This window comes from Streptomyces sp. NPDC107654, from assembly GCF_055639035.1.
This window is the reverse complement of record NZ_JBVKBI010000027.1, coordinates 65,196-78,387: the sequence shown is the minus strand read 5'-3', so window position 1 is coordinate 78,387 and position 13,192 is coordinate 65,196. Positions and strand designations below refer to the sequence as shown.

Annotated in this window: 10 protein-coding genes; 4 read left to right on the top strand and 6 right to left on the bottom strand. The window is 70.5% G+C overall.

Annotation, left to right across the window (positions count from 1 at the left end; translation table 11 throughout):
- Positions 1-14: 14 nt before the first annotated feature.
- The gene (locus ACZ7N4_RS33270) at positions 15-1,040 is read right to left on the bottom strand and encodes an ATP-dependent 6-phosphofructokinase (protein WP_471366097.1); all 1,026 of its coding nucleotides are present in this window, start codon (positions 1,038-1,040) and stop codon (positions 15-17) included.
- Positions 1,041-1,241: 201 nt separating this feature from the next.
- On the opposite strand from ACZ7N4_RS33270, the gene pta reads away from it, so the two are divergent.
- The 3 genes from pta to pyk all read left to right on the top strand — a co-directional run bounded on the left by pta (position 1,242) and on the right by pyk (position 6,082).
- Positions 1,242-3,362 carry a phosphate acetyltransferase gene (gene pta, locus ACZ7N4_RS33265; RefSeq protein ID WP_471366094.1) on the top strand — a complete coding sequence of 707 codons (2,121 nt, stop codon included), beginning with the start codon at positions 1,242-1,244 and terminating at the stop codon, positions 3,360-3,362.
- On the top strand, positions 3,359-4,570 hold the full coding sequence (locus tag ACZ7N4_RS33260; protein ID WP_471366090.1) for an acetate kinase: 1,212 nt from the start codon (positions 3,359-3,361) through the stop codon (positions 4,568-4,570). The genes pta and ACZ7N4_RS33260 overlap by 4 nt, the downstream gene beginning before the upstream one ends.
- 84 nt (positions 4,571-4,654) lie before the next feature.
- The gene (pyk, locus tag ACZ7N4_RS33255; RefSeq protein ID WP_471366087.1) at positions 4,655-6,082 is read left to right on the top strand and encodes a pyruvate kinase; all 1,428 of its coding nucleotides are present in this window, start codon (positions 4,655-4,657) and stop codon (positions 6,080-6,082) included.
- 97 nt (positions 6,083-6,179) lie between these two features.
- Here pyk and ACZ7N4_RS33250 read toward each other — a convergent pair whose 3' ends face one another.
- The 4 genes from ACZ7N4_RS33250 to ACZ7N4_RS33235 all read right to left on the bottom strand — a co-directional run bounded on the left by ACZ7N4_RS33250 (position 6,180) and on the right by ACZ7N4_RS33235 (position 10,530).
- Positions 6,180-7,631, bottom strand: coding sequence for a hypothetical protein (locus ACZ7N4_RS33250; RefSeq protein ID WP_471366086.1), 1,452 nt, complete (start codon positions 7,629-7,631; stop codon positions 6,180-6,182).
- Positions 7,621-8,178 carry a DUF6114 domain-containing protein gene (locus tag ACZ7N4_RS33245; protein ID WP_471366083.1) on the bottom strand — a complete coding sequence of 186 codons (558 nt, stop codon included), beginning with the start codon at positions 8,176-8,178 and terminating at the stop codon, positions 7,621-7,623. The genes ACZ7N4_RS33250 and ACZ7N4_RS33245 overlap by 11 nt, the downstream gene beginning before the upstream one ends.
- Before the next feature lie 117 nt (positions 8,179-8,295).
- Positions 8,296-8,934, bottom strand: a complete 639-nt coding sequence (locus tag ACZ7N4_RS33240; RefSeq protein ID WP_471366080.1) for a DUF6230 family protein — start codon at positions 8,932-8,934, stop codon at positions 8,296-8,298.
- A 624-nt stretch (positions 8,935-9,558) separates the two neighbouring features.
- Positions 9,559-10,530, bottom strand: coding sequence for a tetratricopeptide repeat protein (locus ACZ7N4_RS33235; protein ID WP_471366077.1), 972 nt, complete (start codon positions 10,528-10,530; stop codon positions 9,559-9,561).
- 208 nt (positions 10,531-10,738) lie between these two features.
- On the opposite strand from ACZ7N4_RS33235, the gene ACZ7N4_RS33230 reads away from it, so the two are divergent.
- Positions 10,739-11,365 carry a TetR/AcrR family transcriptional regulator gene (locus tag ACZ7N4_RS33230; protein WP_471366075.1) on the top strand — a complete coding sequence of 209 codons (627 nt, stop codon included), beginning with the start codon at positions 10,739-10,741 and terminating at the stop codon, positions 11,363-11,365.
- Positions 11,366-11,480: 115 nt separating this feature from the next.
- On the opposite strand, the gene ACZ7N4_RS33225 is transcribed toward ACZ7N4_RS33230, so the two are convergent.
- Positions 11,481-13,181 carry an acyl-CoA mutase large subunit family protein gene (locus ACZ7N4_RS33225; protein ID WP_471366072.1) on the bottom strand — a complete coding sequence of 567 codons (1,701 nt, stop codon included), beginning with the start codon at positions 13,179-13,181 and terminating at the stop codon, positions 11,481-11,483.
- Between the last annotated feature and the right edge of the window lie 11 nt (positions 13,182-13,192).

Here is a 13,192-nt window from a genome sequence, read left to right as displayed (position 1 = left end):
CTGGCGGAGGAGTCCTAGAAGACCGACTCGGCCTCGTCCATCCGGTCCTTCGGGACCGTCTTCAGCTCGGTGACCGCCTCCGCGAGCGGCACCATCACGATGTCGGTGCCGCGCAGCGCGGTCATCCTGCCGAACTCGCCGCGGTGCGCGGCCTCGACGGCGTGCCAGCCGAAGCGGGTGGCGAGGACACGGTCGTAGGCGGTGGGGACGCCGCCGCGCTGGATGTGTCCGAGGATGACCGGCTTGGCCTCCTTGCCGAGGCGCCGCTCCAGCTCGTAGGCGAGGGCGGTGCCGATGCCCTGGAAGCGCTCGTGGCCGTACTGGTCGATCTCGCCCTTGCCGTAGTCCATGGTGCCCTCGGCGGGGTGGGCGCCCTCGGCGACGCAGACGACGGCGAACTTCTTGCCGCGGGCGAAGCGCTCCTCGACCATCTTGACCAGGTCGGCGGGGTCGAAGGGGCGCTCGGGCAGGCAGATGCCGTGGGCGCCGGCGGCCATCCCGGACTCCAGCGCGATCCAGCCGGCGTGCCGGCCCATGACCTCGACGACCATGACGCGCTGGTGGGACTCGGCGGTGGTCTTCAGGCGGTCCATGGCCTCCGTCGCCACGCCGACGGCGGTGTCGAAGCCGAAGGTGCGGTCGGTGGAGGAGATGTCGTTGTCGATGGTCTTGGGGACGCCGACGACCGGGAGGCCCGCGTCGGAGAGCATGCGGGCCGCGGTCAGGGTGCCCTCGCCGCCGATCGGGATCAGGGCGTCGATGCCGAACTCCTCGACCATGTCGGCCGCGCCCTCGCAGGCCTCGCGCAGCCGGTCCCGCTCCAGCCGGGAGGAGCCGAGGATGGTGCCGCCACGGGCCAGGATGCCGCTGACCGCGTCCAGGTCGAGGGTGCGGTAGTGGCGGTCCAGCAGGCCCCGGTAGCCGTCCTCGAAGCCGATGACCTCGTCGCCGTACTGCGCCACCGCCCGGTGCACGACCGACCGGATCACGGCGTTCAGGCCGGGGCAGTCGCCGCCTGCGGTGAGAACTCCGATGCGCATCGTGCTGTGTCTCCTGCTCGCTGTCGTGTACCGGTGAGCCGGTGTCGATTGTTTCACGTCCGCCGGACCGGTGAAGCCTTGACGGGCGCCTTATCCGTCGGCGGGGGTATTGTCAAGAGGGTTCCACTCACCTCGGTGGGTGATTTTTATGCCGAAGACGCGACAGAAGCGACAGAGCGATATGAGGAACGGAGTGGACACGTGACGCGCAGCGTGTACGTCACCGGGATCGACCGCGGTGACGGCCGCCAGGTCGTGGAGCTGGGGGTCATGGAACTCCTGACGCGGCAGGTCGACCGGGTGGGTGTGTTCCGTCCGCTCGTCCACGACGGCCCCGACCGCCTGTTCGAGCTGCTGCGGTCGCGTTACCGCCTCTCGCAGGACCCGGCGACGGTCTACGGCATGGACTACCACCAGGCCTCCGCGCTCCAGGCCGAGCAGGGCACCGACGAACTGGTCTCCGCCCTGGTCGACCGCTTCCACTTGGTGGCCCGGGACTACGACGTCGTCCTCGTCCTCGGCACCGACTACGCCGGCACCCAGCTGCCCGACGAGCTGTCCCTCAACGCCCGGCTCGCCAACGAGTTCGGCGCCTCCGTGATCCCGGTGGTCGGGGGCCGCAGGCAGCCCGCCGAGTCCGTGCTGGCCGAGACCCGCAACGCCTACCGCGCCTACGACGGGCTCGGCTGCGACGTGCTCGCCATGGTCGCCAACCGGGTGGCCCGCGAGGACCGCGACGAGATCGCCGAGCGGCTCGCCAGCCGGCTGCCGGTGCCGACGTACGTCCTGCCCGACGAGCCCGCCCTGTCCGCGCCGACGGTCGCCCAGATATCCCAGGCGCTCGGCGCCAAGGTGCTGCTCGGCGACGACTCCGGGCTCGCCCGGGACGCCCTCGGCTTCGTCTTCGGCGGCGCCATGCTGCCGAACTTCCTGGGCGCCCTGACCCCCGGCTGCCTGGTCGTCACCCCCGGCGACCGCGCCGACCTGGTGGTGGGCTCGCTCGCCGCGCACAGCGCCGGCACCCCGCCGATCGCCGGTGTGCTGCTCACCCTGAACGAGGTGCCGAGCGAGGAGATCCTCACCCTCGCCGCCCGCCTCGCTCCCGGCACGCCGGTGCTCTCCGTCTCCGGCAACAGCTTCCCCACCGCCGAGCAGCTCTTCTCCATGGAGGGGAAGATGACCGCGGCCACCCCGCGCAAGGCGGAGACCGCGCTCGGCCTGTTCGAGCGGTACACCGACACCGCCGACCTGGCCCGCCGGGTCTCCGCGCCGAGCAGCGGCCGGGTCACCCCGATGATGTTCGAGCACAAGCTGCTGGAGCAGGCCCGCGCCGACAAGCGCCGGGTCGTCCTCCCCGAGGGCACCGAGGAGCGGGTGCTGCACGCGGCCGAGGTGCTGCTGCGCCGGGGCGTGTGCGACCTGACCCTGCTCGGCCCGGCCGACCGGATCCGCAAGAAGGCCGCCGACCTCGGCATCGACCTCGGCGACAGCCGGCTGATCGACCCGGCCACCTCCGAGCTGCGCGACGCCTTCGCGGAGAAGTACGCGGCGCTGCGCGCCCACAAGGGCGTCACCGTCGAGCTGGCCTACGACGTCGTCTCCGACGTGAACTACTTCGGCACCCTGATGGTCCAGGAGGGCCTGGCCGACGGCATGGTGTCCGGCTCGGTGCACTCCACGGCGGCCACCATCCGGCCCGCCTTCGAGATCATCAAGACCAAGCCCGAGGCGTCCATCGTCTCGTCGGTGTTCTTCATGTGCCTGGCCGACAAGGTGCTGGTCTACGGCGACTGCGCGGTCAACCCGGACCCGAACGCCGAGCAGCTCGCGGACATCGCCGTCCAGTCGGCGACGACGGCCGCGCAGTTCGGCGTGGAGCCGCGGATCGCGATGCTGTCGTACTCCACGGGGACGTCCGGTTCGGGCGCCGACGTGGACAAGGTGCGCGAGGCCACCGAGCTGGTCCGCGCGCGCCGGCCGGATCTGAAGATCGAGGGCCCGATCCAGTACGACGCGGCGGTGGAGCCGTCCATCGCCGCGACCAAGCTGCCCGGCTCGGACGTCGCCGGCCAGGCCACCGTACTGATCTTCCCCGACCTCAACACCGGCAACAACACCTACAAGGCCGTGCAGCGTTCGGCCGGCGCGATCGCCGTCGGCCCGGTCCTGCAGGGTCTGCGCAAGCCGGTCAACGACCTGTCCCGGGGCGCCCTCGTCCAGGACATCGTCTCCACCGTCGCCATCACGGCGATCCAGGCCCAGAACCCCGCCCCGTCCCCCGGCGGCACCCCGTCCCCCAGCGAGAAGGCGTCCCAGCAGTGACCTCCCCCACCCGTGTCCTCGTCCTCAACTCCGGCTCCTCGTCGGTGAAGTACCAGCTGCTGGACATGCGGGACAACACCCGGCTCGCGGTGGGCCTGGTCGAGCGCATCGGCGAGCAGACCTCCAGGCTCAAGCACACCTGCCTCACCAGCGGAGACACCCGCGAGCACACCGGTCCGATCGCCGACCACGAGGCCGCCCTCAAGGCGGTCGCCGAGGAGCTGAGCCGGGACGGACTGGGCCTGGACTCCCCGGAGCTGGCCGCGATCGGCCACCGCGTGGTGCACGGCGGGATGTTCTTCACCGAGCCCACCGTCATCGACGACGAGGTGCTCACCGAGATCGAGCGGCTGATCCCGGTCGCCCCGCTGCACAACCCGGCCAACCTGACCGGCATCCGCACCGCGCAGGGGCTGCGCCCCGACCTGCCCCAGGTCGCCGTCTTCGACACCGCGTTCCACACGTCGATGCCGGAGTCCGCGGCGCGCTACGCGATCGACCCGAAGATCGCCGACCGGCACCGCATCCGCCGCTACGGCTTCCACGGCACCTCGCACGCCTACGTCGCGCGGGAGACCGCGCGGCTGCTGGGCAAGGAACCGTCCGAGGTCAACGTGATCGTGCTGCACCTGGGCAACGGCGCCTCGGCGTCCGCGGTCGAGAAGGGCCGGTGCGTGGACACCTCCATGGGGCTGACGCCTTTGGAGGGACTCGTGATGGGTACGCGCTCCGGTGATGTGGACCCCGCCGTCATCTTCCATTTGGCCCGGGTTGGCGATATGTCCATGGACGAGATCGACACTCTTCTCAACAAGAGGAGCGGCCTGTTCGGTCTGTGCGGGGACAACGACATGCGGGAGATCCGCCGCCGGATCGACGAGGGTGACGAAGAGGCCGCACTCGCCTTCGACATTTACATTCACCGGCTCAGGAAGTACATCGGCGCCTATTACGCGGTGCTCGGCACCGTGGACGCGGTGGCCTTCACCGCCGGGGTCGGCGAGAACGCCGCCGAGGTGCGGGAGGCGGCGATCGCGGGCCTGGAGGGGCTGGGCCTGGGGGTCGACCCGGAGCGAAACGCCGTGCGCGGCGGCGAACCGCGGCTCATTTCGCCGGAGTCCGCCCGGGTCGCGGTCGCCGTGGTGCCGACGGACGAAGAACTGGAGATCGCGACGCAGACCTACGCACTGGTCGGAAAGAACAACTGAATAGCACCTGAGCGGTGTGGCACTCATTTGTATCTTCCGCCAGACGGAATATTCCGTAGCGAAACAAACCGATAGGATCGCCCCATGCGCCGTTCGAAAATCGTCTGTACTCTCGGCCCCGCGGTCGACTCCCACGAGATGCTCGTCGCCCTGATCGAGGCGGGCATGAACGTAGCCCGCTTCAACTTCAGCCACGGCACCCACGCCGAGCACCAGGCGCGGTACGACCGCGTCCGGGCCGCCTCCAAGGAGACCGGCCGTCCCATCGGCGTCCTCGCCGACCTGCAGGGTCCGAAGATCCGCCTGGAGACCTTCGCCGAGGGTCCGGTCGAGCTGGAACGCGGTGACGAGTTCGTCATCACGACCGAGGACGTGCCGGGCGACAAGCACATCTGCGGCACGACGTACAAGGGGCTGCCGGGCGACGTCTCGCGCGGTGACCAGGTCCTGATCAACGACGGCAACGTCGAGCTGAAGGTCCTGGACGTCGAGGGCCCGCGGGTGAGGACGATCGTGATCGAGGGCGGTGTCGTCTCCGACCACAAGGGCATCAACCTGCCCGGCGCGGCCGTCAACGTGCCCGCGCTGAGCGAGAAGGACGTCGAGGACCTGCGCTTCGCCCTCCGCATGGGCTGCGACATGGTCGCGCTGTCCTTCGTCCGTGACGCCAAGGACGTGCAGGACGTCCACCGCGTGATGGACGAGGAGGGCCGCCGCGTCCCCGTCATCGCCAAGGTGGAGAAGCCGCAGGCGGTGGAGAACATGGAGGACGTCGTCGCGGCGTTCGACGCCGTGATGGTCGCCCGTGGCGACCTGGCCGTCGAGTACCCGCTCGAAAAGGTCCCCATGGTGCAGAAGCGCCTGATCGAGCTGTGCCGGCGCAACGCCAAGCCGGTGATCGTCGCGACCCAGATGATGGAGTCGATGATCACCAACTCCCGCCCGACCCGCGCCGAGGCCTCCGACGTCGCCAACGCGATCCTGGACGGCGCCGACGCGGTCATGCTGTCGGCCGAGTCCAGCGTGGGCGCCTACCCGGTCGAGACGGTCAAGACCATGTCGAAGATCGTCACCGCGGCCGAGCAGGAGCTGCTCTCCAAGGGTCTGCAGCCGCTGGTGCCGGGCAAGAAGCCGCGCACGCAGGGCGGTTCGGTGGCCCGCGCCGCCGCCGAGATCGCCGACTTCCTCGGCGGCAAGGGCCTGATCGCCTTCACGCAGTCCGGTGACACCGCCCGCCGGCTGTCCCGCTACCGCGCGATCCAGCCGATCATCGCGTTCACCACGGACGAGGGCACCCGCAACCAGCTCACCCTCAGCTGGGGCGTGGAGTCGCACGTCGTCCCGTTCGTGAACACCACGGACGAGATGGTCGACCTGGTGGACCAGGAGATCGCCCGGCTCGGCCGCTTCAGCCCGGGCGACACCGTCATCATCACCGCCGGTTCGCCCCCCGGGGTCCCCGGCACCACCAACATGCTCCGCGTCCACCACCTGGGCGGCCAGAGCGGCTGACCCGTCCCGCACGGGCCCTGAACGACACCGAGGGCGCCCCCTTCGACAGGGGGCGCCCTCGGTGGTGTGCGGCTCCCGAACCGGCTTGTACGACCGCTCAGTCGGTCGTGTACACGTGCATGCCGGGCACGTGCAGGTTGCCGCCGAACTGCGCCGCCTGGACCACCTTGACGTGGGTGAAGTAGATCAGCGGGATGTTCAGCGGGGGCGGGCTGTCGGGGCTGAACGTCACCGGGATCAGCCCGAACAGGTTGCCCGAGATGCTCTCGGTGTACATCACCGTGTCGCCGCCGGTGATGGTGGACGTCGAGCCCTTGGCCGCCTGGACGTGGTAGGTCTTGTCCGCCTGCTTGTCGTTCACCGTCTGGTGCAGGTCGCCGATGTCCGTGCCGCCGGAGATGACGTACTTCAGCACCTTCTTCGTGGTGCCGCCCGCCGTCCTCACCTTGACTATGCCCTGGTAGTCGGCGCCCTTGAGGAGCAGGGAGCTGGCGTTCAGGTACCAGGGGTCGTCCGCCACCAGGACCTTGTTGTCGACGCCGCCCTCGTCGTCCGTGGCCAGCGGGCAGTCCTCGGCGGAGGCGGACTCGCTCGCGGACGGGCTCGGCGTGGCCGACGCGGTCGCGTCCCCGGCCGTCCCGGCGGTGTCCTCACCGGTCTTGGAGACGGTGCCGGTGGTGTCCTTCACCGTGTCCGAGGTCTTCCCGGCCGTGTCCGTGGCCTTCCCCGCCGTGTCCGTGGCCTTCCCGGCCGTGTCCTTCACGGTGTCGGAGGCGCCGCCGCCCGCGTCCTTGCCACCGCCGGACGAGGTGTCCGTGGGCGAGGACGACGCGGAGGCGGTCGGTGTGGGCGTCGCGGTCCGCGTCGACGTGCCGGAGTCCGTGTCCTTGCCACCACCACCGGTGAGGATGTCACCGATCGTGTCGCCGATGGTGTCCAGGACGCCCCCGCCGCCGCTCTGGGTCTGCGGCTGCGACGGCGTGGTCGTGTCACCGGAGCCGGAACCCGACCCGGAGGAACCGGAGTCGGAGCCGGAGGAGCCGGACGAACCCGTCTCGGAGCCGGAGGAGCCGGAGTCAGAGGGGGCGGTCGTCTCGGACGTCTTCTTGTCGCCGGAGCCGTCGGAACCCGAACCCGAACCCGAGCCCGGCTCCGAACCCGACGAAGAGGAGCCGCCCTCCTCCGTCTTGCCGGTCCCGGCGGTCTGCGACGGCGAGGCCGACGTGCTCGGCGACGCGGACGGAGACGGCGAGGCCGAGGCGTCCTTGTCGTCGCCCAGCGCCTTGACGCAGTCCTTGTACTCGTCGGCCGTCAGGCTCTTCGCCGACGTCGACGGGGACGGGCTGCCGTTGTTGTCGGCGAGGGCGAGCGTGGACGTGAAGCCCATGCCCATGAGCACCGCGGTGGGCATCGCCACGGAGGCTATGGCCTTGCCGGCCGGCATGTGGAACCTGGTGAACAGCGGCTTCCTGGGGGCCGCGTGGCGGGGCCCGGTTCTCGCGCGGGACCCGTCCACGTCGGTCCCGCGGGTCACCTCGTCAGCCGGCACTGTGCCTCCCGTTCGCCCCGTTGGCCGGGTTCGTTCCTGACAGGTCGTTCGGCTTGTCCAGTCCGTACACGCGCTGCTCCGGCTGGGGCGCCGCGGCGGGCGAACCGCCCTGGGCCGGTACCGGCCCGGCCGGCGGCTGCGGTTGCGCGGACGCGCCCGGCGCCCAGGCGATGGCCATCGCCCCGCCGGTCAGCGCGCACAGGAAGCCCACGATGAAGCCGCCGACGTTGGACAGCGGGAGAGACACCAGCGCCAGCAGGATCGCCGCGACGCCCCCGAACACCCGGATGTGCTGCTGGAACCAGAGGATGATCCCGAGGACGAAGAGCAGTCCGCCGATGATCAGGGAACTGGAGCCGCCGGGCGTCCCCATCGTCATCGAGATGTGGCCCAGCTGCACGTGGGCGTACGGGAAGTACAGGATGAGAAAGCCGCCGAGCATGACGAACAGACCGGCCCAGAACGGACGCGTGCCCCGCCAGGCGCGGAACTGCAGCCTCCGGCGGGTGAACTGGCCGGGCTCGGCGGCAGGGGTCTCGGCGCTCATGGAAAACAGCTCCCTGGTGCGGCGTTGCTGTGGTGGTGATGTGTGCCGCGCGTGAGGACGCGGCCGGAGTGTGGACGGGCGGGGGCGCCACCGGCTCCCCCGCCCGTCAGCGAGTGCTTAGAAGCACTCCTTGACACCCGTCGACAGCGACATCTTCAGGCCGCTGAGCTTGAAGGTGCCGGCGGTGGTCGCCCACGCCGTCTGCTTCACGTTCTTCAGCGTGGCCTTGTCGGCCTGCTGCGCGAAGCCCCACGGGTTGGACTGCTCGCTGCCGCCCTTCATGCCCGGACCCTTGGAGGCGTCCTTGGCGGCCACACCGATGTCGATGTTGTCGAACGTCGCGTCGGCGGCGAGGTCGGCAACGTCGATGTAGATGTTGTCGGCCTGGACCTTCTCGGCACCGTCGCCGCCGGCCCGCAGGATCAGGCTGACGTTGCCGAAGATCGGCACGTCGGGCGTGACCACGGACTGGCACAGGTTGGTGATCTCCGCGTGCTTGAACGCCGAGACGGCCACCGGGTGCGCCGTCTTCTTGCCGTCCATCGTGTAGCCGCTGTCGATCGCGCCGTACTGCGCGAAGCCGGTACCGACCAGCTGGTCCGCCGACACCTTGAACGACTGACCGGAAACGCTGAACGAGGCGGCGAGAGCACCCTGCGCGAGGGCGACACCTATCGCGGCCGTAGCGGCGACGCTGGGCACCATGACCACAGCGAACCGCTTCCATCTGGTCCCGCCACGCACCTGGGACTCCATATTTCCTCCTTCTCGGACGTACATCTCCTGGCCCGGACTCGCCCCCAGACGGCGGCTCCACCGGGCAGGGATGGGAGAAGTGCTACGTCCTCGGGAAGGAGAGCGCCCGCGCTCGGCGGCGCGAACCGCGCCCGAATCACCGGCGATCACCCCCGAGCGACAACCACTGGTCGCGCCTGACACGCATCACGCACAACCTTGCTGGACAGGCTTCACCGGCCGGCGAAGACCCCCCTGCCCTAGAGCCGGCGCCACTGCCGCCGGCTCTGCTCGGTGGGGACCCACAGTCTCCCGGTGACCCGGCCGGCTGCCGGGGTACGGGAATGGACCGAGCGTCGCCGATCGTGGTGCATTCTCGGCCCGGACACAAGGGGGTTCGTTACTGGCTAGTAACGGCCGGATAACCGGAGGACGACCGGCCGGTCTCGGAGTGCAACGCTCGGTGGCGTCGAAGGGCAAAGCAAAGCCGTTGATCCCTGGACGAATCCAGACAGACCAACGGCCTCGATTTACTCGCAGTAACAGCGACCGCGTTTACCAAGATTTGGCAAAGCGCGGTCGCTGTGGCGCCGCGTCGGCAAACCTTTCACCCCGGCATCACAAGCCGTGGCGTTTAGTGACTGGTCAGAACAGGGCCCGCGCGAGCGCCCTGCGCGCGCCCACCACCCGCGGATCGTCCTGACCCACGACCTCGAACAGCTCCAGCAGCCGGAGCCGTACGGCGTCCCGGTCGTCGCCCGCCGTGCGCTGCACGGTGTCGATCAGCCGCCCGAAGGCGTCCTCGACGTGCCCGCCCACCAGGTCCAGGTCGGCGGCGGCGATCTGCGCCGCGCTGTCCTTCGGGTTCTCGGCGGCCTCCCGGCGCACCTTCTGCGGGTCCATGCCCTGCACCCGCTGGAGCAGCTCGGCCTGCGCCAGGCCCAGCTTGGCCTCCGGGTGGCCCGGGTCGTCGGCCAGCACGTTCTTGTACGCCTGGACGGCCCCGGCGAGGTCACCGGCGTCCAGTGCCTGCGCGGCGGCGTTCAGCAACGCGTCGTACGGCCCCTCGGTCGCCGCGGCCGGCGCGGCACCGCCCGGCTCGGCGTCCGGGTCGACGGTCAGGCCGGTCAGCCCGAAGCGCTGCTCGGCGACCTGCACCAGCTGGTCCAGGGTCTGCCGGATCTGCTGTTCGGGGGCCGCCCCCTGGAACAGCGGCAAGGCCTGTCCGGCCACGACGGCGAACACGGCCGGGACACCCTGGATCCCGAACTGCTGCATCAGCATCGGGTTGGCGTCGACATCGATCTTGGCGAGGAGGAAGCGCCCGTCGTACTCGACGGCCAGCCGCTCCAGGACCGGGCTCAGCTGCTTGCAGGGCTGACACCACTCGGCCCAGAAGTCGATGACGACGGGGACTTCGGCGGAGCGCTGCAGGATCTCCCGCTCGAACCCCGCCTCGTCGACGTCGATGACGAGATCGGCCGGGGAGACGGCCCCCGTCCCGCCCTGGCGGGCGGCTTCGGCGCGTGCCTGCTCGGCCTTGGTCTTGGCCTCCTGGGCCGCCTTGACCGCGGCGAGGTCGACGACACCGCTCATGGACATGTTCCGTGGCTGCATGCGTCTATCCTCCCCCGATCCCGCGCCTGAGTGAAAAAAGCGATGTGCGGCGCCGGGTCCCCACCCACGCCGTGCGGTTGTCGCCCGTGTACGTCCCACACGAGCTTTCGCTACGACCCGTAGCGTAATACCCGGAGGGCACCGCGCGACACCACACCCCGGTGATCTCCCTCACGACCGTACAGATCCCGCCGGTTATGGTCGGGGAATGCAGAGCCGCACCCCCGCCAGCCGTACCGGGCGCCCGCGCAGCGCCGCGGCGGACACCGCGATCCTGGCCGCTACCCGCGAGGCTCTCGTCGAACTCGGCTGGTCGAAACTCACCCTGGGAGACGTCGCCACCCGGGCCGGGGTTGCGAAGACGACGCTCTACCGGCGCTGGGCCGGCAAGAACGAACTGGTCGTGGACGCCGTCGCGGAACTCTTCGACGAGCTGGAACTGCCCGACCGCGGCAGCCTCGCCGCCGACATCGAGGGTGTCGTGCTGCAGTTCGCGGCCATCCTGGCCCGCCCGGAGGCCAAGAGCGGCCTGATGGCGGTGGTCGCCGAGGCCACCCGCGACGACGCGCTGCGCGAACGCATCCGCGCCTCCATCGTGGACCGGCAGATGCGCCTGGTGCTGGCGGGCCGCGCCCGGGCCCAGCGGCGCGGCGAACTCCCCCAGGAACAGGACCCCGCCGAGGCCGCCCGGACGGGTGACCTCATCTTCGACGTGGTGGCGGGCGCGGTGGTCCACCGCACCCTGGTCAGCGGCAAACCGGCGGACGAGGAGTGGGTGCGCGGCTTCACCCGGGTCCTGCTGCTGGGCCTGACCTCGTCCGCCGGAACCGCCTAGGAATCCGGGAACCGCCCGGGGCTCCGCGGAGCCGCCCGGCCATCCGCGGAGCCGCCTCGGAATCCGGGGAGGCGCCTCGGAATCCGGGGAGGCGCCTCGGAATCCGGGGAGGCGTCTAGAAACCGGCGGGTTCCGTGTACACCCCCCACTCGTCCCGCAGCACGCCGCAGATCTCGCCCAGCGTCGCCTCGGCCCGCACGGCGTCCAGCATCGGCTCGATCATGTTGGCCCCGGACCGCGCGGCGGCGAGCATCCCGTCCAGCGCCGCCCGCACCGCCGCCTCGTCCCGGGCCGCCTTCCGCTCGGCGAGCACCCGCACCTGGTCCCGCTCCACCTCGTGGCTGACCCGCAGGATCTCCAGGTCACCGGTGACGGACCCGGTGTGGACGTTGACGCCGACGACCCGCTTCTCGCCCTTCTCCAGCGCCTGCTGGTACCGGAACGCGGACTCCGCGATCTCCCCGGTGAACCAGCCGTCCTCGATCCCGCGCAGGATCCCGGACGTGATAGGCCCGATCGGGTGACGCCCGTCCGGGTGAGCCCGCAGGCCCCGTTCCCTGATCTGCTCGAAGATCTTCTCCGCGTCGGCCTCGATCCGGTCCGTCAGCTGCTCGACGTACCAGGCCCCGCCCAGCGGATCGGCCACGTTGGCGACCCCGGTCTCCTCCATCAGCACCTGCTGCGTGCGCAGCGCGATCTCCGCGGCCTGCTCGCTCGGCAGCGCCAGGGTCTCGTCCAGGGCGTTGGTGTGCAGCGAGTTGGTCCCGCCGAGCACGGCGGCCAGCGCCTCCACCGCCGTACGCACCACGTTGTTGTACGGCTGCTGCGCGGTCAGCGAGACACCCGCGGTCTGCGTGTGGAACCGCAGCCACTGCGCCTTGTCGCTCTTCGCCCCGTACACGTCCCGCATCCACCGGGCCCAGATCCTGCGGGCCGCCCGGAACTTCGCGATCTCCTCGAAGAAGTCGACGTGCGCGTCGAAGAAGAAGGACAGCCCGGGTGCGAAGACGTCGACGTCCAGACCGCGGCTGAGCCCCAGCTCGACGTACCCGAACCCGTCCGCCAGCGTGTACGCCAGCTCCTGCGCCGCCGTCGCCCCGGCCTCGCGGATGTGGTAGCCGGAGACGGACAGCGGTTTGTACGCGGGGATGCCCGCCGCGCAGTGCTCCATCAGGTCGCCGATCAGCCGCAGATGCGGCTCGGGCTGGAAGAGCCACTCCTTCTGGGCGATGTACTCCTTGAATATGTCGGTCTGGAGGGTCCCGTTGAGCACTCCCGGGTCGACGCCCTGCCGCTCGGCGGCGACCAGGTACATGCAGAAGACGGGCACGGCCGGCCCGCTGATGGTCATGGAGGTGGTGACGTCCCCCAGCGGGATGTCCTTGAACAGCACCTCCATGTCGGCGGCCGAGTCGATGGCGACCCCGCAGTGCCCGACCTCGCCGAGCGAACGGGGATCGTCGGAGTCCCGTCCCATGAGCGTCGGCATGTCGAAGGCGACGGACAGGCCCCCGCCGCCGGCGGCGAGGATCATCTTGTACCGCTCGTTGGTCTGCTCGGCGTTGCCGAACCCGGCGAACTGCCGGATCGTCCAGGTGCGGCCGCGGTAGCCGGTCGGATGGAGCCCGCGCGTGAAGGGGTACTCCCCGGGCCAGCCGATCCGCTCGAATCCCTCGTACGTGTCGCCCGGTCGGGGCCCGTACACCGGCTCCACGGGGTCGCCGGAGAGCGTGGTGAAGTCCGCGTCGCGCTTGCGCGCGGCGTCGTAGCGGGCCTGCCAGCGTCGGCGGCCCTCCTCGATGGCGTGAGCGTCCATACCCTCGAATT